Annotated in this window: 25 protein-coding genes; 12 read left to right on the top strand and 13 right to left on the bottom strand. The window is 70.4% G+C overall.

Annotated elements, in window-relative coordinates; genetic code table 11:
* Positions 1 to 291: 291 nt before the first annotated feature.
* On the bottom strand, positions 292 to 792 hold the full coding sequence (locus tag HKK72_RS18250; RefSeq protein ID WP_187235585.1) for a hypothetical protein: 501 nt from the start codon (positions 790 to 792) through the stop codon (positions 292 to 294).
* Between the two features lie 77 nt (positions 793 to 869).
* Between HKK72_RS18250 and HKK72_RS18245 the strand changes: the two genes are divergently transcribed.
* Positions 870 to 1028: a hypothetical protein gene (locus HKK72_RS18245; protein ID WP_187235584.1), complete on the top strand. Its 159-nt coding sequence runs from the start codon at positions 870 to 872 to the stop codon at positions 1026 to 1028.
* Positions 1029 to 1101: 73 nt separating this feature from the next.
* Here HKK72_RS18245 and HKK72_RS18240 read toward each other — a convergent pair whose 3' ends face one another.
* From HKK72_RS18240 to rfaE2, 3 genes are all read right to left on the bottom strand, one after another.
* Entirely contained in the window at positions 1102 to 1683 is a 582-nt protein-coding gene (locus HKK72_RS18240; RefSeq protein WP_315987321.1) for a sigma-70 family RNA polymerase sigma factor, read from the bottom strand.
* A 133-nt stretch (positions 1684 to 1816) separates the two neighbouring features.
* Positions 1817 to 2788, bottom strand: a complete 972-nt coding sequence (locus tag HKK72_RS18235; protein WP_187235582.1) for a UDP-glucuronic acid decarboxylase family protein — start codon at positions 2786 to 2788, stop codon at positions 1817 to 1819.
* Positions 2785 to 4200, bottom strand: a complete 1416-nt coding sequence (rfaE2, locus tag HKK72_RS18230) for a D-glycero-beta-D-manno-heptose 1-phosphate adenylyltransferase (RefSeq protein WP_187235581.1) — start codon at positions 4198 to 4200, stop codon at positions 2785 to 2787. Before rfaE2 ends, HKK72_RS18235 begins: the two co-directional genes overlap by 4 nt.
* 581 nt (positions 4201 to 4781) lie before the next feature.
* On the opposite strand from rfaE2, the gene HKK72_RS41080 reads away from it, so the two are divergent.
* Positions 4782 to 6554, top strand: coding sequence for a carbamoyltransferase (locus HKK72_RS41080; RefSeq protein ID WP_315987319.1), 1773 nt, complete (start codon positions 4782 to 4784; stop codon positions 6552 to 6554).
* 52 nt (positions 6555 to 6606) lie between these two features.
* Here the strand turns inward: HKK72_RS41080 and HKK72_RS18215 are convergent, their stop codons facing one another.
* Positions 6607 to 7515 carry a glycosyltransferase family 2 protein gene (locus tag HKK72_RS18215; protein WP_187235580.1) on the bottom strand — a complete coding sequence of 303 codons (909 nt, stop codon included), beginning with the start codon at positions 7513 to 7515 and terminating at the stop codon, positions 6607 to 6609.
* Between the two features lie 110 nt (positions 7516 to 7625).
* Positions 7626 to 8801 (bottom strand): glutamate--cysteine ligase, encoded by a 1176-nt coding sequence (locus HKK72_RS18210; protein WP_315987318.1) that lies wholly within the window; start codon positions 8799 to 8801, stop codon positions 7626 to 7628.
* Between the two features lie 211 nt (positions 8802 to 9012).
* Here HKK72_RS18210 and HKK72_RS18205 point away from each other — a divergent pair, with 211 nt between their 5' ends.
* The 3 genes from HKK72_RS18205 to HKK72_RS18195 all read left to right on the top strand — a co-directional run bounded on the left by HKK72_RS18205 (position 9013) and on the right by HKK72_RS18195 (position 11037).
* Complete coding sequence (locus HKK72_RS18205; protein ID WP_187235579.1) at positions 9013 to 9498, top strand: hypothetical protein; 486 nt, start codon at positions 9013 to 9015, stop codon at positions 9496 to 9498.
* 274 nt (positions 9499 to 9772) lie between these two features.
* Positions 9773 to 10141, top strand: a complete 369-nt coding sequence (locus HKK72_RS18200; protein WP_187235578.1) for a hypothetical protein — start codon at positions 9773 to 9775, stop codon at positions 10139 to 10141.
* A 215-nt stretch (positions 10142 to 10356) separates the two neighbouring features.
* Complete coding sequence (locus HKK72_RS18195) at positions 10357 to 11037, top strand: response regulator transcription factor (RefSeq protein WP_187235577.1); 681 nt, start codon at positions 10357 to 10359, stop codon at positions 11035 to 11037.
* Positions 11038 to 11083: 46 nt separating this feature from the next.
* Here HKK72_RS18195 and HKK72_RS18190 read toward each other — a convergent pair whose 3' ends face one another.
* The 6 genes from HKK72_RS18190 to HKK72_RS18165 form a co-directional block, all read right to left on the bottom strand.
* A complete protein-coding gene (locus HKK72_RS18190) occupies positions 11084 to 12319 on the bottom strand; it encodes a styrene monooxygenase/indole monooxygenase family protein (protein WP_187235576.1) in 1236 nt (411 codons plus the stop codon).
* A gap of 23 nt (positions 12320 to 12342) precedes the next feature.
* Positions 12343 to 12951: a GTP-binding protein gene (locus HKK72_RS18185; protein WP_187235575.1), complete on the bottom strand. Its 609-nt coding sequence runs from the start codon at positions 12949 to 12951 to the stop codon at positions 12343 to 12345.
* Positions 12929 to 13273 (bottom strand): DUF742 domain-containing protein, encoded by a 345-nt coding sequence (locus HKK72_RS18180; protein WP_187235574.1) that lies wholly within the window; start codon positions 13271 to 13273, stop codon positions 12929 to 12931. The genes HKK72_RS18185 and HKK72_RS18180 overlap by 23 nt, the downstream gene beginning before the upstream one ends.
* A gap of 31 nt (positions 13274 to 13304) precedes the next feature.
* A complete protein-coding gene (locus tag HKK72_RS18175) occupies positions 13305 to 13754 on the bottom strand; it encodes a roadblock/LC7 domain-containing protein (RefSeq protein ID WP_187235573.1) in 450 nt (149 codons plus the stop codon).
* Positions 13751 to 15142 carry an ATP-binding protein gene (locus HKK72_RS18170; RefSeq protein WP_187235572.1) on the bottom strand — a complete coding sequence of 464 codons (1392 nt, stop codon included), beginning with the start codon at positions 15140 to 15142 and terminating at the stop codon, positions 13751 to 13753. Before HKK72_RS18170 ends, HKK72_RS18175 begins: the two co-directional genes overlap by 4 nt.
* Positions 15143 to 15618: 476 nt before the next feature.
* Positions 15619 to 15801 carry a hypothetical protein gene (locus tag HKK72_RS18165; protein WP_187235571.1) on the bottom strand — a complete coding sequence of 61 codons (183 nt, stop codon included), beginning with the start codon at positions 15799 to 15801 and terminating at the stop codon, positions 15619 to 15621.
* An 18-nt stretch (positions 15802 to 15819) separates the two neighbouring features.
* Between HKK72_RS18165 and HKK72_RS18160 the strand changes: the two genes are divergently transcribed.
* On the top strand, positions 15820 to 16491 hold the full coding sequence (locus HKK72_RS18160) for a hypothetical protein (protein ID WP_187235570.1): 672 nt from the start codon (positions 15820 to 15822) through the stop codon (positions 16489 to 16491).
* A 29-nt stretch (positions 16492 to 16520) separates the two neighbouring features.
* Here HKK72_RS18160 and HKK72_RS18155 read toward each other — a convergent pair whose 3' ends face one another.
* Positions 16521 to 17651: a glutathione-independent formaldehyde dehydrogenase gene (locus HKK72_RS18155; RefSeq protein ID WP_187235569.1), complete on the bottom strand. Its 1131-nt coding sequence runs from the start codon at positions 17649 to 17651 to the stop codon at positions 16521 to 16523.
* Positions 17652 to 18170: 519 nt separating this feature from the next.
* Between HKK72_RS18155 and HKK72_RS18150 the strand changes: the two genes are divergently transcribed.
* The 6 genes from HKK72_RS18150 (at position 18171) to HKK72_RS18125 (ending at position 26507) form a co-directional block, all read left to right on the top strand.
* Positions 18171 to 19343: a carbohydrate kinase family protein gene (locus tag HKK72_RS18150; RefSeq protein WP_187235568.1), complete on the top strand. Its 1173-nt coding sequence runs from the start codon at positions 18171 to 18173 to the stop codon at positions 19341 to 19343.
* A complete protein-coding gene (locus HKK72_RS18145) occupies positions 19340 to 20644 on the top strand; it encodes a glycoside hydrolase family 4 (protein WP_261986941.1) in 1305 nt (434 codons plus the stop codon). The genes HKK72_RS18150 and HKK72_RS18145 overlap by 4 nt, the downstream gene beginning before the upstream one ends.
* Positions 20645 to 20720: 76 nt before the next feature.
* On the top strand, positions 20721 to 22079 hold the full coding sequence (locus tag HKK72_RS18140; RefSeq protein ID WP_187235567.1) for an extracellular solute-binding protein: 1359 nt from the start codon (positions 20721 to 20723) through the stop codon (positions 22077 to 22079).
* The gene (locus tag HKK72_RS18135) at positions 22076 to 22972 is read left to right on the top strand and encodes a carbohydrate ABC transporter permease (RefSeq protein WP_187235566.1); all 897 of its coding nucleotides are present in this window, start codon (positions 22076 to 22078) and stop codon (positions 22970 to 22972) included. Before HKK72_RS18140 ends, HKK72_RS18135 begins: the two co-directional genes overlap by 4 nt.
* Complete coding sequence (locus tag HKK72_RS18130) at positions 22969 to 23763, top strand: carbohydrate ABC transporter permease (protein WP_187235565.1); 795 nt, start codon at positions 22969 to 22971, stop codon at positions 23761 to 23763. Before HKK72_RS18135 ends, HKK72_RS18130 begins: the two co-directional genes overlap by 4 nt.
* A 20-nt stretch (positions 23764 to 23783) precedes the next feature.
* Positions 23784 to 26507, top strand: a complete 2724-nt coding sequence (locus tag HKK72_RS18125) for a sugar-binding protein (protein WP_187235564.1) — start codon at positions 23784 to 23786, stop codon at positions 26505 to 26507.
* Positions 26508 to 26550: the final 43 nt, after the last annotated feature.

The following is a 26550-nucleotide window of genomic DNA, read 5'->3' as shown; positions in this document are numbered from 1 at the left end:
CGCTGACGTCCGCTCGCGCGACGGCCGCCGTCCCGCGCACAACTGCATGATCACGACGGTGCGAGAAGCCGCCGCCTCCCCCAGCGCATCCCTGCCGTGATCATGCAGTTATTCCCTCCTCACCGGTCACCGTGGATCGCCGGGGATGTCGAGTTGCTTGATCACCACTAAAGGTGGCTCGACTGGCGCGCACAACTGCATGATCACGGTGGTCTCCCCGCGGCTGTTCCGGGATGCGGTTTCGGAGGGACGGCGCACGTCAGTCAAGGCTCCAACCGGCGAAACGTTCGTTTACGACAGGCCGCGCGGGGTCTCCTCTCCCCAGCCGTGATCATGCAGTTGTTCGCGTACCGCAGGCCGCATCCAGCGCATAACTGCATGATCACGGCGGGGGTGGACGCCGGGGCTGACCGGAGTCGTTTCCAGGGCCAGATGTGGCTGCAGTGCCTTGTGGGGCTGCAAGGCCGGGTGGGGCTGCAGGCCGATGTCGCGGCGGCTCAGGCCGATCAGACCGGCGATCGTCAACGCGGCGGTGATCGCCCCCAGCGAGATCAGCGGCGTCAGGCTGAGGTCACCGCCGGGGACCTTCGGGATGTGGGTGAACGGCGACAGGTCCAGCAGCCTCTGGCTGAGCCGCAGTCCGGCGCCGAACTGGAGAAGCAGCAGGAACAGCGCCAGAGCCCCCCACGCCGCCGAGACCAGGCGCGGGCAGCAGCACGAACAACGCGACCGCGAGCGCGGCCGGCAGCCACACCGCAGGCCACTGCACCATCGCGCCGGTCCCCGGGTCACGGCTGGTCCGCTACCGGCTGCCGGGCGATGCCTGGTACGAGGCGACGGCGACCAAGAACGAACTGTTCAAGGGCCTCGTGGATCTCGCCGAAGACGGTGTGACGGCTCTCGGCGGCCCGGGCACACCGTCAGGCGACCGCGTCGCCCACATGCGGGACTACTTCGCCTTCGTCCACGACGAGCTTCCCCTGGTCCTGGAGCGATGGCGGGCGGTCGCCGCCGAGCGCGCGGAGTAGGGACGGACCGGAGTACCGGCGCGGCCGTGACCTGGACCGGCCGCGCCCGGGCTTCCCGCGCCGGCGGGGCCGGTCAGGCGAGCACCCTGCCGCTCGCGTAGTCCTCCAGCATGCCCCGCAGCTGTCGGCGACCGCGATGCAGCCGGGACATCACCGTACCGATCGGGGTCCCCATGATTCCGGCGATCTCCTTATAGGCGAACCCCTCGACATCGGCCAGGTACACCGCGATCCGGAAGTCCTCCGGCAGATCCTGCAACGCCCGCTTCACATCCGAGTCCGGCAGATGCTCCAGTGCCTCGGCCTCAGCCGACTTCAGCCCACTGGAGGTATGCGACTCAGCCCGCGCGAGCTGCCAGTCCTCGACGTCCTCGGCCGCCGAGCGCACCGGCTCCCGCTGCTTCTTGCGATAGGAGTTGATGAAGGTGTTGGTCAGGATCCGATACAGCCACGCCTTGAGATTCGTGCCCTCCTTGAACTGGTGAAAGGACCCGAACGCCTTCGCGAAGGTCTCCTGGACAAGATCCTCAGCATCGGTCGGGTTGCGCGTCATGCGGAACGCGACCGCGTACATCTGCTGAAGGAACGGGAGGGCCTCACGCTGAAAACGATCACGAAGCCGTCCCTCACACACGGTTTCTCTCAACGGCGTCATCATGCTTCCCCTGGTCGCCACAGGATCAGTTCAATGCGACTTGTCCTCCCCCTACCCTCTCGCGGTGCATCATGCCTGTTCGCGCGCCCCTCCCCGATCACCTCGGTGTCGACGCGTCCTCGAGTGCCCCGTCTCACGTACCCACGGCCCGCTCCAGCCCCAGCTCGGCGGTGAACCAGTCGATGGTGCGCCGCAGCCCCTCCTCGCTCGACACGGTGGGCCGCCAGCCGAGCCGCTCGCGGGCGAGAGCGGTGTCGGGACAGCGCATGCTGGGATCATCGACCGGGCGGTCCACGAAGGTGATCGCCGACCGCGAACCCACCAGGTCACGGACGGTCTCGGCCAGCTCCAGGACCGTGATCTCCTGCGGGTGGCCGATGTTGACCGGTCCCGGCAGGTCGCTGAACGCGAGTGCGAGGATGCCCGTCACCGTGTCGTCGACGTAGCAGATCGACCTGGTCTGGCTGCCGTCGCCGGCGACCGTGAGCGGCTCGCCGGCGAGCGCCTGCCGGATGAAGGTCGGGATGGCCCGTCCATCGTGGGGGCGGATGCGCGGACCATAGCTGTTGAAGATCCGTACGATGCCGGACCGCACGCCGCGGCTGTTGCGGTAGGCGGTGGTGAGCGCCTCCGCGTACCGTTTCGCCTCGTCGTACACACTGCGCGGACCGACCGGGTTGACATTGCCCCAGTAGTCCTCGCGCTGCGGGTGCCGGAGCGGATCGCCGTACACCTCACTGGTCGAGGCCAGCACGAAGCGGGCCCCCTTCTCCCGCGCCAGCCCGAGGGCGTGCAACGTGCCGAGCCCGCCGACCTTGAGCGTCTCGACCGGAAGCCTGAGGTAGTCCGTCGGTGACGCCGCCGACGCGAAGTGCAGCACCAGGTCGACCTCGCCGGGGACGTGCACGAACCCGGTGAGGTCGCATTCCACCACCCGGAAGCCCGGATGCCCGATGAGATGGGCCACGTTCTGCGGTGAGCCGGTGAGGAAGTTGTCCATGCAGATCACCGAGGCACCGCCGCGGAGCAGCCGCTCGCACAGATGGGAGCCGAGGAACCCGGCCCCGCCGGTGACCACCGCGCGACGGACGTCGTGACCGGTCATGCGGCCTCACCGCCCCCGCCCGGCTCGGACATGCGGGTGCGCTCCACGAGCCGACTGGTCGACCGGCCGTCCAGGTAGGGCACGAGCACCACCTCACCGCCGTACCGGCGTACCGTCTCGGCCTCCACCAGGTCGGCGGGCGCGTAGTCCCCGCCCTTCACCCAGACGTCGGGCCGAAGGCGCTCGATCAGCCGGCCGGGCGCGCGGTCCGCGAAGATCAGCACCGCGTCAACGCTGTCCAGCGCGGCGAGGACCTGCGCCCGGTCCTCCTCGCCGACCACCGGGCGACCGGCCCCCTTGAGACTGCGGACCGAGGCGTCGGAGTTGAGGCAGACCACCAGACAGTCGCCGAGGGCACGGGCCTGGCACAGCAGGCTGACATGGCCCGCGTGCAGCAGATCGAAGCAGCCGCCGGCCGCCACGATCTTGCCGCCGCGCTCCCGCACGGCTCTGACGACGTCCCAGGCGTCGCGCCCGGCCTCATGTCCGAGATCGGCCGTGCGGGCGAGCGCCCCTCTCGGTCCGCCAGAGGCGACGAACGCTGAGGCCGAGTGGACGGCCTCGGTGACCGCCTCGGTGAGCAGGCACCCGTCCCGCAGCGCCAGCGCCGCCGCGGCGGCGAAGCAGTCGCCGGCTCCGCACGCGTCCATGCCGTCGCCGAGCGCCGGGGCGGGAACGACGAACGGGATGTCCTCGCCGACCGAGAGCAGAGCGCCGCCCTCGCCGAGGGTCACCGCCACACCGGCCGCTCGCCACCGGGAGACCAGCGCCCTGGCGTCGGCGGCGGCCTGGCCGAGCGAGTACGAGCCGCCGCCGGCCGGCCGGGCCCGGGCGAAGGCACGCGCCTCGGCCCGGTTCGGGGTGACCAGCCGGGCACCGCGCAGGGGCGTCGCGCCCCGCGGATGCGGGTCGTACACGATCGGCACGCCCGGGGGCAGCTCGGTCAGCAACCGGCGCAGGCCGCGGTGGCCCGCGACGCCCCGGCCGTAGTCGGCGACCAGGACCGCCGCGGCGGCGCCGACCGCCGCGACGACGGCCTCGTCGACCGCACCGGCCACCAGCCGGCCGTCGCCCTCGTCGATACGGACCACCGACCGCCCGGCGGCCCGCACCCGCGTCTTGCGTGCCGTCTCACCGCGCAGCCGCATGGGCACCACGTCGGCGTACCGGCCGAGCAGCTCTCTCAGCCGCTCGCCGTACCGGTCGTCACCGAGCGCGGTGATCAGAACGGCCTTCTGCCCCGCGAGCCGGGTGGCCAGGGTCGCGACGAGCCCAGCCCCGCCGGCGCGAGCGTGTTCCCGTACGTCCTCGATGACCGGCACGGGCCCGTCCGGGCAGAGCCGGTCGATGGTGCCGACGAGATCGATGTCCAGCAGCGTGTCGCCGATGACGACCAGCGGCCCCCGCCTCATGTGCCCACCGCCCGGCCGCGGTCCGGTCGCCGTAAGGAGCGGCCGATCGCAGAGGTGGGCGTCGGCGGAGCCGAGGCCGGACCCGCTCGGGCACGTCCACGCCCGGCCGCCGGCCCGAGCGGGCCGGCGTGTCCGGACAGCATATGAATGATCAAGAGCCTCTCCTCGACACGGAGAAAGGTGATGGATCGCCGGAATGACCCCCGTGCACAGGCTTCTCCGAGAGGCCGGTCCAGGTCCATGCCGCAGCCACACTCAGGGCACCGAATGCATCGTCCTACCAAATACACTCACTTCTCCCCTATCCGACGTGACTTGCCTCAAACACCCCAAGAAGGACACTGAACAACGTTCACCACGTCCGCGACAGTCCATTTACGGCTCAGGGCCCCGCGGTTTAGCGGGCGGCGGCGCAGCGGCCCGCCGATCGAGCCGAGCCGGGGTCCGTCCACGGCGGACGCATGCGCGAACCGGCACGCAGGCACCGAAAGCACCCCGTTTCACCAGGTCGTCGGCAGGGCAGAAGAGGAACACGCCGGTTCCTTGTCGGGCCCGCCGCACGTCGAGACGGGGGGCGTCTCGTGCACGTACTCGGCATCAACGCGATCTTTCACGACCCGGCGGCCGCCCTGGTGATCGATGGTCAGGTCGTGGCCGCCGCCGAGGAGGAGCGGTTCAGCGGCCGCAAGCATGGAAAAAGGCCCGTGCCGTTCTCCGCCTGGGAGCAGCCCGTGCGGGCCGCCGGCTGGTGTCTGGAGCAGGCCGGCCTGTCCCCCGACGAACTCGACCTGATCGGATTCTCCTACGACCCGGCCCTGGTGATCCCCGCGGAGGATTCCGGGCTCGACGACCCATGGGACCCGCTGCGCACCGAGTTCGCCTTCCACGCGCCCGGCTTCCTGGCCACCGCGCTGCCCGGACTTGATCCGCGCCGAGTGCGGTTCGTCCCGCACCATGTGGCGCACGCCGCGTCGGCGGCGCTGGCGGTGCGCGACAGAGCGTGCAGCGTCCTCGTGTGCGACGGTCGCGGGGAGCGCCATTCGCACCTGTCCGGGCGCTACCAGGACGGTGCGCTGACCGTGCTGGCGAGCCAGCCGCTGCCCCACTCGCTCGGCCTCATGTACGAGGACCTGACCGAGCATCTGGGATTCCTGAGGTCCTCCGACGAGCACAAGGTCATGGCCCTGGCGTCATACGGCAAACCGCGTCACCTGGACCGGCTGCGGGCCGCGGTGCGGATGCGCGACGACGGCGGGTTCGTCACCGAACCGATCCCCTGGGCCGAGCTGGCCCCGTCGCTGCGCCGCCGCCCGCGGATCGGCCGCGATGTTCCCGGCCGGGCCGACGGCGAGTCCGGCCCGGAGATCGGGCCGGAGGCCGACACGGGGATCGGCACGGGGATCGGCACGGGGATCGGCACGGGAGCCGCTGCGTGCGGCGGCGGGGACACCGGCGATCTCGTTCTGAGCCAGGCGCACGCCGATCTGGCGGCCAGCGTGCAGCGCCGGCTCGAAGAGGTCCTGCTCGACATGACCTGGTGGCTGCACGAGCGCACCGGCGACCGGCTCCTCACCATGGCCGGGGGCTCCGCCCTGAACTGCGTCGCCAACTCCTTCCTGGCCCGCTACGGCCCGTTCGAGAACGTCTGGGTACAGCCGGCGGCCGGCGACGCCGGCACTGCACTCGGCGCGGCACTGCACCTGGCCTCCGAGGCGGGCGACCCCGCTTGGTCGATGGACGGCGCCGACCTGGGCCGGGAGTTCGACGACGCCGCCGTCGAGGCGGCGCTGCGCCGCGCCCGTGTGCCGTTCACCCGCCCGGCCGACGTCGCCGAGGACGTCGCCGAGGTGCTCGCGGCCGACGGGATCGTGGCCTGGTTCCAAGGGCGCGGCGAGTTCGGCCCGAGGGCGCTCGGACACCGGTCCCTGCTGGCCCACCCGGGCAGGCGCTCCAATCTCGACCGGCTCAACGACGTCAAGGGACGCGAGGCGTTCCGGCCGGTGGCGCCGATGGTGCGACTCGACCGGGCGGCCGAGATCTTCGAGCGGGGACCGATCCCGAGCCCGTACATGCTCTTCGTTCACGACGTGGCCGCCCAGTGGCAGGACCGCATCCCGGCCGTGGTGCACGTCGACGGCACCTCACGGGTACAGACGGTCAACCCTGTGGAGGAGCCGCTGCTGACCCGGCTGCTGGACGCCTTCGAGCGTCGTACGGGCCTGCCCGTGCTGGTCAACACCAGTCTCAACACCGCCGGGCGGCCCATCGTGGACGACATCCGGGACGCGCTCGAGCTCTTCGGGTCCACGCCGGTCGACATGCTGGCCATCGGCCCGTTCACGGTGCGGCGTTGACCGCCCCGAGCGGGCTCTTCCCGCGCCCGTCACACGCCCCGGTGCACAGGCGTCATGACCGGGCCTCGACGAGCCTGGCCGCCTCCTCCACCGAAGGGGGCAGCCGCCGTCGGCCCAGCAGGGCAGACGGCATGCGGCGTACGGCCCCGGCGAGCGCCACCCGGGAATCGGCGTCCCGCAGCCCTCGGCGCGCCAGCCGTGCCGTCTGCTTCAGCGCGAACCACGCCGGCCGTCGCAGCCATGCGACCAGCAGCGCGTTGCGCAGCTCGGCCCGGTGGCGCCGGGCCGAGGAGGGCAGGTTCGGCGGCGGCTCGTGGAGCGCCACGACCTCGGGGATGTAGCACCGGCCCCAGCCCAGCGCGGCGAGGTCGTAGGCCAGCAGCCGCTCTTCACCGGCGAACAACAGCACCTGGTTGAAGCCGCCGGCCTCCAGGAAGGCCCGGCGACGCACGAGCGACGCGCCGGCCAGGAAGCCGAGAACCGGCGGCCCCGGCAGGTTCGCCTCGGCGGGCAGAGGCGTGGCCGCCATCGTCGCGTTGATCGGGTCGGGCGCGCGCTCGGCGCCCACGAGCGTCCGTGCGGCGATCAGTCCCAGATGCGGGTGGCCGGCGAACATCTCGGTCGCGCGGCGCAGGGCGCCGGGCTCCCACCACGAGTCGTCGTCGCTGAAGGCCACGTAGGTCGTTCTCGCCGCCCGTACGCCGACGTTCCTGGCGAGCGCACCGAGATCTCGCGACATCCCCAGCACGCCGACGTCCGGAAAGAGCAGGCGCACCGCGTCCGCCGTGCCGTCGGTCGAGGCGTTGTCCACCACGATCACCGCCGGCCGTTCCGGCAACCGGTGCAGCCGGGCGAGCGTGCGCAGCAGTACGTCACGGCGGTTCCTGGTCGCGATCACGACCGTGACCGGGATGCCATAGCCCGACCTGGCGGTCACGGTGCGGAGAACCGGGACGCCCATCTCCACTCCTCACGGAGGAAACAACGTGCGATCGGCCCCTACCCTGTTGAAACCGGACAAACACTCTCGCCCGCAGGGCTCCGCTGCAGGTCTACGGCGGCACGACAGGCCTACGGGATCCAGGCGCCCTCCTCTCGGCGAACCGTCTGTTCCACCAGCATGTCGACGACGGCCTGCGGACCGCCGGCGGCCACCCGGCGCTGCCTGGCCGCACCCGAGCCGCGAAGCGCCATCGCGGCGAGGAGCCTTCGCACCTCGGCCAGGTCGCCGGTGTCCTCGAGGGCCGGGCGGACCCGCCTGAGCAGCTCGGCCAGCAGCCGGGTGGCGGGCACCGGGCGTTCGAGCAGCGGATGCACGCCGGGCCCGCCGAGCCCGTGCCGCGCGGCCGACCACACCGCCGCCGCGCAGATCGGTGCGGTGACGGGCGGCGCCTCCCGGCCCGCCGCGAGCTCGCTCAGCGCGGTGCGCACCAGGCCACGCACGAGCGCCGCCTGCAGAACCGCCTCGTCCACCGTCGCCGCGGCGTCGGCCGCCCTGACCTCCACGGTCGGAAACCGCGACGAGGGCCGCGCGAGCCAGACGGTCATGCAGGAGTCCACGAGCACACCGCAGTCGATCAACTGGGCGACCTGGGTGTCGTACGCGGCGGCGGACGGGAACCACGGAGGCACCCCGGCCCCGGGAAACCTCGCCTGGTCGATCACCCGCCAGCTTCCGTACCCCGAGTCCACGCCACGGTCGAAGGGCGAGTTGACCGACAGGGCCAGCAGCGTCGGCAGCCACGGCCGCAGATGGTTCACCACGGCCACCGAGGTCTCCCGGTCGTCGACGCCCACGTGCACATGGCAGCCGCACGCCTGATACTCGGCCACCACCCCCGCGTACATCTCGGCGATGCGGATGAACCGCAGACTCGCGGTGACCGGTGGTGTAGGGCCGCGCAGCACCGGCGTTCCCGACGCGACCAGCCGCAGGCCCTCGGCCCGCGCCGCGTCGGCCAGCCGCAGTCGCGCGTCCCAGAGATCACGCCGGAGGGTCGCCGGTTCTGTGCAGATCCCGGTCGTGGCCTCCACCTGGGTGCCGAGCAGTTCGGGGTGGTACGAGATCCCGATCATGCCCGGCGTGACCTCGGCCACCCGGGCCAGCACGTCGGCAGCGCCCGCGACGGTCCGGCGCGAGACGGCGTCGACCAGCAGGAACTCCTCCTCCACCCCGACCGTGAGCCCACCCCCGGACAACCGACCGGGCTGGGGTACGGTCCCGGTCTCCATGCCCTGTTCGCCCACCGATGCCCCCTATCTCGCCTCCCGGTCCACGGTCACCGGGGTGAGCAGATCGCCCCCGAATTCGCTATAACCTGGATTTACCCCGGGATACCGAGTCAATGTGGACTCGGGTCGGCGAGCCCGGCCCGGCCGGTACGCACCTGCCGGCCCGCGTCGCGAACCGCCGGAGAGACTCGTGCGTCTATGTCGTATGCATCGCCGCGCGAAGGTCATGGCCGTCGTCGCCACGGTGAGCGCCCTCACCGCCTGCGGGTCCCTGACCGGGTCGGGCATGGAGTGCACCGCGGTCGGCACTCCGGTAGGGGTCGGACTGGAGATCGAACCGCCCTTCGCCGCCAAGGTGGCGAGTGCGACGATGAAGATCTGCTGGGACGGGGTGTGTCATACCCCGGTGATCCATCTCAGCCCGTCCACCAGGGCCGGGCGCCAGAGTTGCGCGGGAGACCGCCCAGAGGATACATGCGGGGTCGCGGCCGAGCGGACCGGTGGCCAGCATGGCTTCGGCGCCGCTCCCGGCCTGCCGAAGAAGCCGGTCGAGGTCACCTTGGTGCTGCGCGACTCCTCGGGCGGACGGCTCCTGCACCGGCGTCTGACGGTGACCCCCGAGGGCGCCTTCCCGAACGGCCCGAACTGTGGCGAAGGCGGCCCGCAGGCGGGGCTCGTCGTGGCGGACGGACAGGTCCGCCCGCGCGGCTGAGCGTGTGTCGGCGCCTCATCAAATAAGTGCAATAAGCGCTTAACCCCTGGGACCCCGCTCCTTGACGGCGCATGCCGCCGAATTCAAGAGTGGAGACGCCGCTATTGAGTTCCGCGCGGGTCGCCAGAGAAAGAGGTTCAAGGTTTTCACGTGAGGCATATCCTAAATGCCCGACTTCTCCATAGAAGTGGCCGGTTCACTGGTCTAGCCGAAGGAAGAAGAAATGGCACATCCAGCGCTCAGCACCAGACTCACGATATTCACGCTTCTCACCGTGCCGGCGACGCTCGCGCTCACAGCATCGCCGAGCGCCGGCATCGTATGGCCTGACGAACACGCCGATCGCACCGCCGTCGGCGAGCACGGGCATTCGGCCGCCAAGACCATGGCCTGTTCGCTGAAGGCGCCGAACCACGTCCGAAAGGGCACAGAGATACAGGCGCTCGGCACCGGACTACGGCCGAAGAAGAACGCCCAACTCTGGATAGAGGGGCAGAAGGTCGCCGCCCCGCATCGCATCAACAAGAACGGCCATGTCCGAATGTCGTTCCGAGTCTCCCAGGCGCCCGGGCAGCACCCCGTCTGGATCACGGACGGCGTGAACCGGTGCGATATTCCCGGCGGGATGATGGTGAAGAAATAACAACCGGGACAAGCGCGAAGCGCAGCGCAGGGGCGTGCTCCGGCCGGAGCGCGCCCCTGCGACCGTGTTCCGTCGGCCGACCCCCCGTAGGAGGGGCGGCGCGGCCGCCCGGGTCGGCGGGCCGGCGCCACGGACCGGGCCGATAGACGATGGTCGACGATCTCTGGCCACATGGCCGATGGCCTCCGCCCTGTGGCATGACTACCGTGGTGGGGATGAGCTCTCCGATCCGCGTCCTGGTCGTCGACGACGACGCGCTCGTACGGGCCGGCCTGTCGATGATGCTCGCCGGCTCCCCCGACGTCTCGGTCGTGGCCGAGGTCGCCGACGGCGCCGAGGTCATCGGCGCGGTGAACGAGCACAGGCCCGATGTGGTGCTCATGGACATCCGGATGCCGCGGATGGACGGTCTCGCCGCCACCGAGTTGCTGCGCTCGCGGCGGGACCCTCCGGAGGTCATCATCTTGACCACGTTCGACTCCGACGACCATGTGCTGCGGGCGCTGCGCGTGGGCGCCAGCGGCTTTCTGCTCAAGCACACCCCGCCGCCCGAGATCGTACGGGCGATCCGCCAGGTCGCCGCGGGCGAGCCCATGCTGTCGCCGACGGTGATGCGGCAGATGATGTCCTATGTGGCGGCGGCCAAGGTCGACCCGCGGCGCGCCCGGGCCAGGGCGTCGCTGGCCCGGCTGAGCGACGGTGAGCGCGCCGTGGCCGGGCTCGTCGGCCAGGGAAGGACCAACGGCCAGATCAGCGCCGAGCTGATGATCAGCATCGCGACGGTGAAGGCGTACGTGTCCCGGTTGCTCACCAAGCTGGAGCTGAACAACCGGGTGCAGGTGGCCCTGCTCGTGCACGACGCCGATCTCCCCGACCCTGACGGCCCCGGAGCCTGACGCCGCCGGCTCCGATGCCCCCGGCGCCGTCCGCTGACCTCGGCGCCTACGCCCCGGGAGTCACCGATCTCAGGTAGGCGTCGGCCTTCTCGGCGTCCATGAGCCAGTTCTGGAAGTCGGTGGGATTGGCGTATCCGTAGGCGAACCGGTGTGCGACGACCGGGTTCTGGGCGGCCGTCCCCAGGACGCGCTGCACATGCTCGGGCAGCGGCCCCAGCATCATGTTGGTGTAGGCGGTCACGTGTCCCGCGTACGCCCAGTAGTCATCGAAGGTGCGCTGCATCCAGTCGGCGTCGAACGGCCGGTCGCCGTGGCCGACGATCGACTCGTGGTAGATGGCGGCGCAGTGGGCCGCGTTGTTCGCGCCCTGGCCGGTCACCGGGTCGTTGGCGACGACGACGTCGGCCATGCCGAGGACGAGTTCGGTCGCGGACAGCCGGCCGACCGGGTGCCGGACCACCGGGGCGTATCCGCCCACCAGAGTGCACCGCGCGTCCGTCGGCACCGCGTCGACGCAGTTGGCGTACTCCCACGGCGCGTACTCGCGCATCATCCGCAGCGTGCGGTCGAGGTGCTCCTGGGGACCCGGCCGGTCGTCCCAGCAGTCCAGCGGCCCACCGGGCACGGCCTCCCACAGCAGAATGCCGCACGCCCCGGTGGTGGTGTAACCGGGCATGTAGAACAGTTCCCCGATGCCGGGGAAGGCGGTGATCCGCACGTACGGCTCGGGATGCTCGGGCACCGGCGTCATGCCGTGGACGTAAATGGCCGACAGCATGCGCTGCGGGCGGTCGTACGGTGATCTCGAGGCGTCACGGTCGAAGAGCTCGACCAGTTCGCCCTTGCCCGCGGCGATGATCGTCAGCTCGTAGAGGCTCGCCAGACCGGCCAGGTCGGAGGTCATCACCCCGTGGTAGATGACCTTGCCGCCCCTGGACTCGAAGAGTTCCAGCCAGCCCGCCATCTTGACCCGCTGATCGATCGACTGGGCGAAGTCGTCCCACGGCCCGATGAAGTCGAACGCGGCCGTCCCCGGCGAGGCGGCCACCGTGAGACCCTGCGCCACGATCTTGGGCCCCAGGTCCTCCCAGAGGTTCAGCCCGAGATCGCGCTCGATCTGCAGGCTCGGCCAGAACATGCACTGCGTCGACGTGACGCGACCGGCCCGGATCTCCTCGGGGGTGCGCGCAGACATGATCGTCACGTCGTAGCCCACGCCGAGCAGGCTCAACCCGAGTTGAAGTCCGCCCTGACCGGCGCCCACGATAAGGATCTTTCGCATCGTTACCTCCTGCTGAGAGCCGGTTATCTGGCCAGCGCGCCTTGCTCGCCGGCGGAGGTGCGCTGCATCGTGTAGGTCAGGGCGGCGGTGAGCGACTGCACCACAGACCCCCTGTCACGTGCGTCGCACGTGGTCAGCGGGACATGCTCGGGGAGCCGGAGCGCGTCGCGCACGTCGCCCAGGTGATGGGTCTGCAGGCCGTCGAACAGGTTGACGGCGACGATGAACGGAACGTCGGAGTCGTTCTCGAAGTAGTTCACGGCCGCGAACGACACGTCGAGCCGCCGGGTGTCGACCAGGACGAGCGCGCCGCTCGCCCCTCGGCACAGGTCGTCCCACATCGGCCAGAACCTGGGCTGGCCGGGAGTGCCGAAGAGGTACAGCACCAGGTCGCTCGCGAGGGTGATCCGGCCGAAGTCCATGGCGACGGTCGTCGTGGTCTTGGTGTCACTCGGGTTCACCGGGTCCACCGTCTTGCCGGCCTGCGTCATCCACGCCTCGGTGTTGACCGGCGGGATCTCCGACACCGCGCCGACGAACGTGGTCTTGCCGACGCCGAAGCCGCCCGCGACGACGAGCTTGACCGAGGTGAGCCGCGGCGGCGGGCCGTCAGGCGAGCTGGCGTAGGCCATGGATGACTCTCTTCAGGAGACTCGGGTCGTACGGAGAGGCGTAGTTCTCCGGAAGGACGCGCACCCAGTTCGCGGCGGCCAGGTCGCCCAGCAGCACCCGCGTGACGCCGAGGGGGACACCGCAGTGCGCGGACAGTTCAGCGACCGACTCGGTCGACGTGCGGGCCCGCTCGTACAGCGACCGGGCCTCCGGGTGCAGACGCGCCGCGAACGATGGGTCATAGTGCCGCACCGATATCAAGGTGTGCACGAACAGGTGTTGCCGCGTGCGTGTCCGTCCGCCGGTCAGCACGTAGGGCCGCACCCAGGGGTTGCCCGTCATGGTCGCTCTCTCGCTTCGGGTCGCCGTACGGTCATGACACGCCGTGTCCGGCGGACAGGCGGCGCAGATCGTCGCGCATGCGGGGGGTGAGCACGTGCCCGACGCTGTCCACGAGCTGCGCCATGCGGTGTGCGACCACCCCGAGATTGGCGCCCTCCTGGACGAGGACCGCGAGCCCGGCGAGGCTGCCGATGGCCATGAACAGGAAGTGCCCGCTCGCGAACTTCAACATCACCTGGTCACAGCCGCCTTCGCCGACCAGTCCGGCGATGCTGTGCCCCAGGCTGATCATGCCGCTGGTCATCGCGGCCAGAGGGTCGGCCACGTCCGCGGCCACTCCGCTGGAGCCGATGAGCGGCAGCCCGTCAGAGGAGACGATCAGGGCGTGGGTCACCCCCGGCGTCGACGCGGCGAAGTTGTTCATCAACCAGCCGAAGTCCTGTGGTTCGCGCGGCTGAACCGCTGCACCGCCGACGGTCATCCTCGCACCTGATCTTCCGGGCCCACCGGGCCGTCCTCGCCGTCCGCGCCGTCCTCGGCAGAGCGCTTCGCGCCCCGGAACACGACGCTCCGGCCGTCCGCCGCGTCCAGCCCGCCGTCGACCGGCTCACCGGCCGGTTCGGGGGCGATGCCGCCCGCCTCGTCATCCGGCTCGTCACCCGCCGCGCCACCCGCAGCGCCACCCGCAGCGAACGCGCTCAGGTCCTCGGCGAAGGAGCGGCGAGCGGCGGAGGCTTCGGGCGCGGCGGCGGACGGGCCCGAAGCCGGTGCCGGCTTCGCGACGCCGCGCAGGCTCGTACGCTCCCGGCGGGGAAGAGCGCCGGGAGACACCGCCGGTGATGCGGCCGGCGATCCGGCCCTGTTCGGCCCGGCGGGCGCGGAGGCGGCCCCGCCGGCGACGGTGAGGCGGGCCGGCTCACCGTGGCCTCGCGTGCCCGCGCCGGTCTCGGGCGCACCGTACGAGACCGGTCGCGGCGCCGGGGCCGGCCCGGCCTCGCGCCCCATGGCGGGGGCCTCGTCAGGGATCTCGCACAGGAGATCGGCCGGGATGGCGACCATCGCTATCGTGCCGCCGGAACCGTTCGGGCCGGACCGCGTACGGCAGGCGAGGCGAACGCCGAGGCCGTGCTTTCCGGCCAGCCGGTGCACCAGCGGGAAACCGGTGTGCGTGCCGGTGCGCTCGTCGACCTCGGGCACCGGCCCGGCCAGCACGGCGTTCAGCACCGCGAGATGCTCGGGGGCGATGCCGATGCCGGTGTCCTCGACCCGCAGCATGACGCCGCCGTTGTCGAGCAGATGCGCGCTGACCGTGACGGTGGACGGCGAATACCGTGTCGCGTTGTCGAGCAGTGCGGCGAGCAGCGACGCGACGTCTTCGGCCGCGTACGCCACCACGGCGAGATCCACCATCTTCCCGATGGAGACCTGGCTGTACAGCTCGATGGAGGACTCCGCGACCCTGAGCACGTCGACGAGAGAGGAGGTGTAGCCGTTCATCTGCGGGTCCTCGCGGCCGACGAGGATCCGCATGTCCCGGGCGGCCCGGCGCATCCGGGTGACGGCGTGATCGACCTGATAGAGCAGCTGCAGACGGTCCGGATCCTCCTCGTCCCCTTCCAGCGAGTCCATCGCCGGGCGCAGCTGTTCGGCGAGGCCGAGCAAGTGCAGGGCGTACCGGTCGCAGATCTCCGGCCATGCGTTCACGGGCTGCGCGGGGAGAGACCGCGGGCCGGCCGACCCTGGGTCGGCAGACCGCGGGTCGCCGAACCCTGGGTCGGAGGGGCGCACCGGCTCGATGGTGGGCGGGGCCTGCCCGACGGACGGTTCCAGCCAGCGCGCCACACGCAGGCGCAGGCTTTCCCGGGTCATAGGGCCCGACTCCTGCGGAGGCACATCGACACAAAACCCCTTCTCGGTGCTTTTCTCCGGCTATCGGTACGCGCGTCGGCCTGGATAGGGCAAACAGATTGGCATATCCACGGCCCGTCATAAAGCCCTATTAACTACTTGAGGTGACCATAATTCTGTAGGCGTTTGTCGCTGTTCATTAGGGTCATAGGGCATACGGGCGCTTTGCCTGATATGACCGCCGACTGGCGAGACGTCGCGCGGCGACCCGCACCAGGCCGTCCGACCTGCGCGGTTCCCAGCGGAACAGGCCGAAGGACCGGAAGGAGCATGCTCACGCCCGTGCCGCACCTGACACAGGGCGCTCACTCTCGGTGAGAATCGAATCCGTCAACGTGATATTCAGCACAGAAAATCACGGTGGAGTCACGCGAATTCGCGAGATTCTCACAGGCGCGCTGTAACTGCAGAAACCAGTGAATTGGGCAAACCGAAATTCAGGAGCCGGAGGAGTCTCCGGCCGGCTGCTCGGTCGTCGCCTCGTCGAGGCGGGAGTGCAGACGCTCCCTGATCTGATCGGGCGTGTACGCCCGGCGGCGACGCTCGGCCCGCGCGATCACCACTCCGGTCGCGGCGACGCCGACGAACCCAGCCAGTCCCATGACCTTCCACCATCGCATCCGCCTAGGCTACGGGCCATGGCCGAAAGCAGCATCACCCTCGACGAGGCTCTCGACCTGACCCGCACCGGTGATGTCTGGCTGTTCCGCGGCCGGACGGCGGCCGACCGCGCCATCCAGATGACGACCAACAGCCCGGTCAACCACGTCGGCATGTCCGTCGTCATCGACGATCTGCCGCCGTTGATGTGGCACGCCGAACTCGGCCGGTCGCTGCCGGACCTGTGGTCAGGCACCCATCAGCGTGGAGCCCAACTGCACGACCTGCGCGAGGCGGTGCTCGTCTGGGCCAACAGGTACGGCCAGCGAGCGTGGCTGCGCCAGCTCGACCGCCCGGTGTCCCGGGAGATGGAGAACTCGGTCCTGCGCACGATCGCCCGCCTCGACGGCACGCCCTTCCCGTCCACCGCACGGCTCGCCACGCGGTGGGCGCGCGGGCGCATGCCGATCAGGCGGCGGGCCAGGGACGGCGACCTCGAGACCGCCTTCTGCGCCGAGGTCGTCGCGGTCGCCTATCAGTCCATGGGCCTGCTGCCCGGGGACCGGCGGCCCAACTGGTACGACCCCGGCCGGTTCTGGAGCGGTGACGACCTCGACCTGTCCGGTGGTACCGGGCTCAGCGGGGAGATCGCCGTTCGGATCCCGCCGGCCGGCCAAGGGGCCGGGCGGGCCCCTCGGCACGGCGCCTAGAGCTGACTGCTCACCCCGCATTCAGGCGTTCAGGGGTGCAGGACCACCTTCGTCCAGCCCGCGTCGCGAGCGTCGAAGTGCCGGTAGCCCTCGGGGGCCTCGTCCAGCGGCAGCTCGTGGGAGACCACGAAAGAAGGCCGGGCCTTGTCGTCGGCGATCAGGTCACGCAGGTGGCGGTTGTAGGCCTTCACGTTGCACTGGCCGGTCCCCATGCCCTGTCCCTTGGCCCAGAAGAGGCCGTAGTCGAACACGATCTGACCGTGCTCGGAGAGTTCGTCGGGCGCGCCCGGGTCCTCCGGCACGAAGACGCCCACCACGCCGAACACTCCCGTGGATCGCACCGAGCGCACGAGACTGTTCAGGGTCATGTTGGGTTGTTCGGCGCCTTCGGGGTCGTGCGCCTGGTAGCCGACGCACTCGCAGCCCCGGTCGGCGCCCCGGCCCCCGGTCAGGTCGAGGACCTGTTCCACGGGCGGGGCCTTGGCGTCATCGATCGGGATGCCGCCGATCTCCTCGACCAGCCGGAGCCGATCGGGGTGCCGGTCGACCACCATCACCTTGTCCGCGCCCTTGATGACCGCCGAGTAGGCGGCCATGAGGCCGACCGGGCCGGCACCGAAGATCACGATGGACTCACCCGGCTGCACCCCCGCTAGCTGCGTGGCGTGGTAGCCGGTGGGGAAGATGTCCGCGACCATGACGTAGTCCGTCTCCTTCTGCCTGCCCTCAGGAAGCCTCAGGCAGTTGAAGTCGGCGTGCGGCACCCGCAGATACTCCGCCTGCCCGCCGCTGTAGGGGCCCATGCCGGCGAAGCCGTAGGCGGCGCCGAAGCCGTCGGGGTTGTGCGTGAGACAGTAGGCGGTCAGCCCGCATTCGCAGTTCTTGCAGTAGCCACAGCCGATGTTGAAGGGCATGCAGACCCGGTCGCCGACGTGCAGTCGTTCGACCGCGTCGCCGGTCTCGATGACCTCGCCCAGGTTCTCGTGCCCCAGCACCCGGCCCGGCTCCATGGTCGTGCGGCCCTCGTACATGTGCAGGTCGGAACCGCAGATGTTGGTGGTTGTGATCTTGACGATGACATCGGACGGCGCCTCGATGCCCGGATCGGGGACCTGTTCCACCCGTACGTCGCGAGGTCCGTGGTAAACGACTGCCTTCATCATGTCCTCCTCGGTGCCCGCGCAAGGCGGTCGGACAGAGGCCTCGACCGCACGGCCGCAGGGCCATGGCGCTGCGAGGCCCGGATCGTCTACGGGGCTCGCCATATCGGCTCGGTCACCGTCAGGGCGGACCCACCCTGGGAAGGCGCGGAGGCTGAACAGCGTGGTCGCCGGTAGGCCATGCCCAATTACGGTTGAATTCACGAAGGCCGCTCGCCCTGGCGAGCCGTCCGGTACTCCCACTGGGCCTCGGCCGTCCCCGGCGGGACTCAGTGATCAGGTTTGGGTCGGATACGCCTCCCTGTAGCCGCCCTCCCCCCTTCAGCACGACCCGAAACGTGTCTGACCTGGGGCATCCCTGACTCAGCCCGGATTATGGCTGTACGTCACATGACATGTGGTCAAATGCGGATGTTGGACAAGATATGGTCACAGCTACCTTTGGAACGTGACAAATATCGCCCTGTGATAAGTAACGTCTCAACCGGACGATCACCATGCCCCACCGGGAGATGCCCAATGACGGTCACTCTGAACGGAGCAGGGTCCGCGCAGCCCGCAACACCACCCCCACCGGCCGAAGAGCCCTCCCCACCGGGCCGGCCGCCTGAGCCGTTCACCGGCGATCCCTGTGCGGAGCGGAAGGTCGTGGGCGAGCGGCTCCACGGCGACGACGACGGCGCCGAACTCGACGTCTTCCTCACCGGCCAGGTCTTCATGGACATGATCTTCACCGGGCTGCCGGGCCTGCCGCCGCCCGGCACGGAGCTGGTCACCGACGGTCTCGGCTCGGCACCGGGCGGCATCGCCAACATCGCCGTCGCCATGAGCCGGCTCGGGCTGAGAGTCGGCCTCGCCGCCAGCTTCGGTGACGACATGTTCGGGTCGTACCTCTGGCGGACCCTGTCCGAACAGGAGGGCGTCGACCTCAGCCGGTCCCGCCGAGTCCCCGGCTGGCCCACGCCGGTGACGGTCTCGCTGGCGTACGACTCGGACCGAAGCATGATCACCTACACCAAGCCGACGCCGGCGTCGGCTCGCGAGCTCTTCCCGACCGCTCCGTGGGCCCGCACCTGCTTCGTCGACATCGACCGGCCGGTGCCGGAGTGGGCCACGACGATGCGCCGGGCGGGCGCCAAGGTCTTCGCCGACGTGGGCTGGGACCCCGCGGAGACCTGGTCGACCGAGGTGCTCGACCGGCTGGAGCACGTCGACGTCTTCCTGCCCAACGCGGTCGAGGCGATGGCCTACACGAGGTCGACCTCCCCGGAGGAAGCGCTCGAGTCCCTCGCGCGCCGGGTGCCGCTGGTCGTGGTCAAGCGCGGCGCGCGCGGCGCCATCGCCCTGGACTCGATCACCGGCGAGCGGGCCGAGATCGACGCGCTGCCGGTCGAGGCGCTCGACCCCACCGGCGCGGGCGACGTCTTCGCCGCCGGTTTCGTCTTCGGCACCCTCGCCGGGCTGCCGCTGCACGAGCGGCTGAAGTTCGCGAACCTGTGCGCGGGTCTGTCGGTGCGGCACTACAGCGGCTCACTGGGCTCGCCCTGCTGGGGAGAGATCGCGTCGTTCGGCGAGTCGGGCGAGGTGCCGGACTCGCGCCTGGAGGAGTACGCCTTCGTCGTGCCCTTCATCCCCGAGGCCGCCGAGAACGCCATCACCCGGGCCGAGCCCACCCTGCGAGGAGACCAATGACGCGGGCGATGACGATCCGCATCGCCGTCATCGGCGCCGGCAGCGGGTACATGCCGGGGGTCATCCGCGGCCTGCTGCACAGAGCCGACGACCTCGCCGGCGCCGAACTGGTCTTCTACGATCTCGACGCGGGCCACCTCGAGGTCATGACCCGGCTGGCTCGCAACATGTTCGCCGCCCGGGGCGCCGAGTTCACGGTGACCTCGACGACCGAGCTCAAGCGCGCGCTCGACGGTGTCGACTTCGTGTTCACCACGTTCCGCCCCGGCGGGCTCGCCGCCAGGCACCTGGACGAGTCGATCCCGCTGAAGTACGGCGTCGTCGGCCAGGAGACCGTGGGCCCCGGCGGATTCCTCATGGCCTGCCGGTCGGTACCGGTGCTGCTCGAGATCGCCCGCACGCTCGCCGAGGTCGCGCCGGACGCGTGGATCCTCAACTACACCAACCCCACCAACGTCGTCACCGACGCGGTGGCCCGCTACTCCGACGCCAAGATCATCGGGCTCTGCGACCAGTGGGTCGGCGACACCGAGACGTGGGCGGAGCTGCTCGGGCTGCCGGTCGAGGGGCTGGAGATCGACTGGATCGGCACCAACCACGGCACCTGGGCCGAGCGAGTCCGGCTGAACGGCGAAGAGATCGACATCGCCGACCGGCTGGCCGGCTCGGCGGCGCAGGGAGAGGCGACGCCGCACCGCGATCCGGCCCGGATGGCCGAGGCGGGCAAGGCGCTCGGACTGCTGGTCAACTCCTACTCGAAGTACTACTTCTTCCACGACGAGGTCGTGGCGGGGCTCCGGGACGGCGGAACCACCCGGGCGCAGGACATCATGGCCATGCTGCCCGGCTACTACGCACAGGTCGCCGCCGAGGCGGGCAAGGACGATCCGGACCCGAGCCGCGACCGCGGTGGCGGCGAGCACGGCGAGTTCGCCGTCGACGTCATCTGCGCCATCGCCCGCGACGAACGGCGCCGGTTCATCGTCAACACCCGCAACCAGGGCGCCGTCGCGTCGCTGGAGCCGGACGCGATCGTCGAGGTGCCGTCGGTCGTCGGCCGCCAGGGCCCGACGCCCCTGGTCATGGGCGAGCTCCCGCGTGCCGTGCGCGGCCTCACCCACGCGATCCACGAGTACGAACGGCTGGCCGCGGACGCCGCCGCGACCGGTGACGAACGCATCGCCCTGCGGGCCCTCATGGCCCACCCCTTCATCACGAGCATGCGCACCGCCGAGAAGATCCTCCACGATGGCCTCACGGCGCACGCCGCCCATCTCCCCCAGTTCACTCCCCCGCCGTGATCATGCAGTTGTTCGCGCGACCGACCACGGGTCACGCCGCGGGACCGGGTGAATCGACCAGAAGGAGCCGTACGACATGCCGAAACTGATCAGGCGAGGGGCGGCGCTCGGGGTGGCGGTGCTCGCCACTCTCGCCACCGCCTGTGCGCCGGGCTCGGGCAACGACGCCGGACCGGCGGCGAAGACGCCCGCGGCCGTCAACACCGACATCGCCAAGGCCGGGAACGTCACGCTGACCGTCTGGGACCAGGAGGTCCGCGGCGGCCAGAACGAGCAGATGGAGAAGCTGAACACCGCGTTCCAGCAGAAGTACCCCAACGTCACGATCAAGAGGGTCGCGCGATCGTTCCCCGACCTGCAGAAGACCCTCCGCCTGGCGCTGTCCGGCGACAGCCCGCCCGACGTCGTCGAGACCAACCAGGGCTACGCCGTCATGGGCGCCTTCGTGAAGGCCGGCATGCTGCTGCCGCTCGACGCCTACGACAGCGTGTACGGCTGGCGCAAGCGGTTCCCCAAGGGGCTGATCGAGACCAACAGCGTCACCACCGACGGCCGGACGCTGGGCTCCGGCAGCCTGTACGGCGTCTCGCTCCAGGGTGAGATCGTCGGCGTCTACTACAACAAGTCCAAGCTGTCCGAGCTGGGCATCCAGCAGCCGAAGACCTGGGCCGAGTTCGAGAGCGCCCTCGCCACCGCCAAGGGCAAGGGCGAGCTGCCGATCGCCTTCGGCAACCTGGACAAGTTCCCGGCGATCCATGACTTCGGCGTGATCCAGGACCAGATCGCCGGCAAGGACGCGGTGCGCAACCTGTTCTTCGGCCGTGGCGGGTCCTGGACCGACGGACCCAACGTCCAGGCGGCGCAGAAGCTGTCCGACTGGGTCAAGCAGGGATACCTCACCAAGAACGCCAACTCCGTGAAGTACGACGACTCGCCGGTCAACTTCGGCAAGGGCCAGGGCGTGTTCCTGATCGGCGGCACGTGGTTCGCCGTCGATCTCGAGAAGGCGATGGGCGACAAGGTCGGCTTCATGCTGCCGCCGCCCGCGCAGGCCGGCGGAGCCTCGGTGACGATGGGCGGCCAGAGCCTGCCGTTCTCGATCACCTCGAAGTCCAAGCACCCGGACGTGGCCGCCGCCTACGTCAACTTCATCACCTCGCCCGAGTCCATGGACATCGCGACCGAGCAGGGTCTGCTCCCCGCGCTGAAGCCCCCGACGAAGCAGCCCGAGTCGGCGCTGCAGAAGGAGATCTTCGCGGCCTGGGACGCGGTCAGCCAGAGCGACGGCCTCACTCCGTACCTCGACAACGCCACGCCGACCTTCCCCGACGTCCTCGGCGGCGCGTTGCAGGAGCTGATCGGCGGCAAGGCCACACCGCAGGAGGCGCTCGAGAAGGCCCAGAAGGACTACGCCGACTTCCTGAAGAAGAAGTGACCAGAACGCGCCGCGGAGGGCCGGGAGAACCCCGGCGGATCGGCTGGCTGTACGTCCTGCCGGCGCTGGTGATCTATGCCGCCTTCCTGCTCTGGCCGCTGCTGCACGGTGCGTGGATCTCGCTGTTCCACTGGGACGGCCTCAGCACCGGCACCTGGGCCGGGCTGGCCAACTACCGGCAGGCCTTCACCGATCCCGTCCTGCGCGGCGCGTTCCTGCACGCCCTCATCCTGGTGATCTTCTATGCGGTGCTGCCCTGCTGCATCGCGTTCGTGCTCGTCGCGGCGATGTCGCGTACGAAGATCCGCGGCCTGACGTTCTTCCGCACGGTGATGTTCCTGCCCCAGGTCGTGGCGATGGTGGCGGTCGCGGTGGGCTGGCAGTGGGTGTACTCCGAGAACGGGCCGATCAACGGGGTCCTGCGGTTCCTCCACGGCCTGGGCCTGCCCGACTGGTCCCGCGGGTGGCTGGGCGACTTCACGTTCGCGCTGCCGTCGGTCGGCCTCGTCGGCACCTGGGTCGAGATCGGCCTCGCCATGGTGCTGTTCGCGGCCGGCGTGCAGAAGATCCCCCAGGAGCTGTACGAGGCCGCGCGCGTGGACGGCGCCGGCCCCCTGCGGGAGTTCTTCGCGGTGACGCTCCCCGCGCTCCGCCGCGAGCTGTCGGTGGCGTTCACCCTGACGACGATCGCGGCGCTGCGGAACTTCGACCTGATCTATCTGACCACCAGCGGCGGACCCGGCGACGCCACCAAGGTGCCCGCGTACGAGGTGTACAACCGAACGTTCAACACCGGTGAGGTGGGGCTCGCCTGCGCCATCGGGGTCATGATCGCCGTGCTCGCCTTCGCCGTCACGGTGGGGGTCGGCCGGCTGGTGGAGGGCCGGCCATGACGAGCGGCCGTACGGAACGGATCTTCAACTACACGGTCCTGAGCGTGTTTTCCGTGTTCGCCCTGTTCCCGCTGGTGGCCGTGGCGGCGCAGGCGCTGCACCTGCCCGACCTCGACCTGTCCACCTTCGGGGAGGCCTGGCGGCAGGGGCACTTCGGCACGTACATGCGCAACAGCCTCGCCGTCGCCGTCGGCGTGGTCCTCGTCGCCACCGTGCTGTCGATCATGTCGGGCTACGCGCTCGGGACCATGGACTTCCCCGGCGCCAACGCGCTGTTCTACCTGTTCCTCGCCGGGCTGATGATCCCCAGTGAGACCGTCGTGGTCCCGCTCTACTTCGACCTGCGCAGCCTGCACCTCGACAACACCCTGCCCGGGCTGATGCTGCCGCAGATCGCGCAGTCGGTGGCGTTCGGCACCTTCTGGATGCGCGCCTATTTCCGCAGCGTGCCCCGCTCGCTGATCGAGGCGGCCCGCATGGACGGGGCGTCGAGCTGGTCAACGCTGTGGCGGATCCTCGTGCCCGTGGGCCGGCCGGCGATCCTCACCATGGTGGTCCTGACCGCCATGTGGACGTGGAACGAGTTCCTGCTCGCGCTGGTGATCATCAACTCCGACGAGGGGCTTCGGACGGCGCCGCTCGGCCTGTCGTTCTTCCAGGGACAGCACCAGACCGACTATCCGCTGCTCATGGCCGGCGCGCTCATCGTCGCCGCCCCGGTGGTGATCGTCTATGTCTTTCTTCAGCGGCATTTCATCGCGGGGATGCTCTCGGGGGCAATCAAGGAGTAACGACCGAAACAGGAGAGTCGATGCGAAGACTGGCCCTACCCGTCATGCTGTCCGCGCTGCTCGTGGGAGCCGGCCTCGCCGCGCTCCCCGCGCAGGCGCAGACGGCCGCCCCGCGCTCCGGCGCGCCACATGCCGAAGCAACGCACACCGGCGGCTCACCTGCCAAGGGCGCGCTGGACGTGCTGTTCGTCGGCGCCCACCCCGACGACGAGGCCGGTGGCCTGTCGACGTACGGACAGTGGAAGGAGTTCGACCACGTGCGCACCGGCGTGGTCACGATCACCCGAGGTGAGGGCGGCGGCAACGCGGCGGGCACCGAGGAGGGACCGGCGCTGGGCCTGCTCCGCGAGAACGAGGAGCGCCGTGCCGTCGGCAAGGCCGGGATCGAGGACATCCACTATCTCGACAAGGTCGACTTCTATTACACCGTCAGCGAACCGCTGACCGCCGAGGTCTGGGACCACCAGAAGTCACTGGAGAAGGTCGTCCGGGTGGTCCGCGAGACCCGGCCCAAGGTCATCGTGACCATGGAACCCGCCCCGGTTCCGGGTCAGCACGGCAACCACCAGGAGGCGGGGCGGCTGGCCACCGAGGCCTACCTGCTGGCCGCCGACTCCAGCGCCTTCCCCGACCAGATCAGCAAGGAGGGCCTGCGGCCGTGGCGGGCCGGGCGGCTGTTCAACACCGGCGGCGCGACCGGGCCGCTCGGCCCGTCGTGCGCCACCGGCTTCACTCCGGCCGACCCCGCCGCGGTCGTCGCCGGGGTCTGGGGCGGTCGCGCCTCCCCGGCCAATGGCGGCAAGACCTGGGCCCAGGTCGAACGCGAGGCCCAGCGGACCTACGTGAGCCAGGGCTGGGGCGGTTTCCCCGACCAGCCGAGCGACCCGAACCAGATCGGCTGTGACTTCTTCACCCAGATCGACAGCCGGGTGCCGTACACGTTGAGCGGGCGCGGTCCCACGGCGATGCTCGAGGGCGCGCTCACGCCCGCCCAGGGCGGCCTGCCACTCGGCGCCGAGTTCTACCTGACGACCGACGCGTTCGGCGTCGCGGGCGGCCAGGCCGTCAAGGTGACGGCACATGCGAGCTCGCCCAAGACGCTCCGCCACGCCAAGGCCGCGCTCTCGGTACCGGCGGGCTGGCAGGTCAAGGGCTCGGGCGAGCTCGGGACGGTCGGGTCACGGGAGCGGACGGCGGTCTTCACGGTCACCCCGCCGCAGAACGCCTCGTACGGCCGGGTACGGCTGACCGCCGCACTCACCACCGCGCACGGCTCCGGCCAGACCGCCGAGGCGGTGGAGATCGAGCCGGCCGTCACCGCGGAGCAGCAGCCGCTCCCCCGCGTCGAGGACTTCAACTCATGGGCGGCCGAGACCGGCGTTTCGGCGCTGACCGGACGGGTGAAGCACGTCCTGCCGCTCGGTTCGGGCAAGACCCGTGAGATCCGCGTCGACCTGGCCAACCAGACGTCCACCGCCCAGTCGGGAACGGTCACCCCCACCCTTCCCGCGGGCTTCGCCGCTGACCCGGCGAGCAGGCCGTACCAGCTCGCGGCCGGAGCGAAGGGATCGGTCACCTTCTCGGTGACCAACACCGACACGTCCCTGCCCACTTCCAACCAGGGTGGGGTCGGTGGTGACCACGACTACACGATCACCACGACGAACTCGTCCGGCGGCGCGCCCGACGTGCGGAAGGCCGCGCTGAACCTCGTGCCGGTGGCGAGCCTCGCCAAGGCCGGTACGGCACCGGCCGTGGACGGCGCCGAGGGCTCCGGCGAGTACCCGGGTCCCGAACTCGACCTGTCCCGGCTGTGGGAGGGCACGGCGTGCGCCTCGGCCGCCGACTGCTCGGCCACGGGCAAGGTGACGTGGACCTCCGACGCCCTCTATGTCCTGGTCAAGATGCGTGACGACACCCTCGGCACGGTGCTCGGGGCCGACGACTGCAAGCGGCACTGGCGCACCGACTCGGTCGAGATCGCCATCGACCCGCGCGGCGGCTCGGAGAACACCTCGACGACGTTCAAGACCGGGATCTTCCCGGTCATGGGCGACGGGAAGCCCTGCTTCGAACGCGATGCCGACAACCATCAGGGTCCGGGCGCCGAGACGGCGCCGGGGATGCAGGTGGCCTCGACGATGTCGCAGCCCTACACCGGCTACACCGTCGAGGCGAAGATCCCGTTCGCGGACCTGCCGGCCGCGGTCGACCCGGCGCACCTCGGGCTGAACATCTTCGTGTACGACTCCGACACCCAGGACAAGACCGGTCAGACCCGGATCGGCTGGTCGACCTGGGGTGGCGTCCAGGGCGATCCCTACCGCTGGGGCCAGACCGTACTCCCCGGGTACACGCCGCCGGCCGACCAGCCGACCGAGGCGCCGCCGCCGGTGATGCCGACCGACGTGGCCCTCAGCGTGAACTCGCCAGAGTCGATCATCCAGGCGGCCGAGACCGGCGTCCCGCTGGCCGCCGGGCCGGCCGCACCGCGATCCGACACGGCCCGCATCACGGGTAGACCGAAGGTCACCGGCTCATCGGTGACGTTCAAGCTGACCGCGACCGGACCGGGCACCGCGTACGCCTATGTCTGGGACGACGGGATCCTCGGCCGCCGGGAGGTCTCGGTCAAGAGGGCCGGCACCTCCAGGATCACCGTGCCGGGCGACCGGGGTGTCCTCGCGGTGGCGTTCGACGCCAAGGCCGGCGGCACCGCCAGCAGCGTGGCGAGGCTCCGGTGAGCGCCAGAGCAAAGAAGGCGTAGAAGGTAGGAGCAAGGAGACA

It is taken from the genome of Actinomadura sp. HBU206391 (assembly GCF_014323665.1).
Taxonomy (GTDB): domain Bacteria; phylum Actinomycetota; class Actinomycetes; order Streptosporangiales; family Streptosporangiaceae; genus Actinomadura_C.
This window is presented reverse-complemented; position numbering and strand designations above follow the sequence as displayed.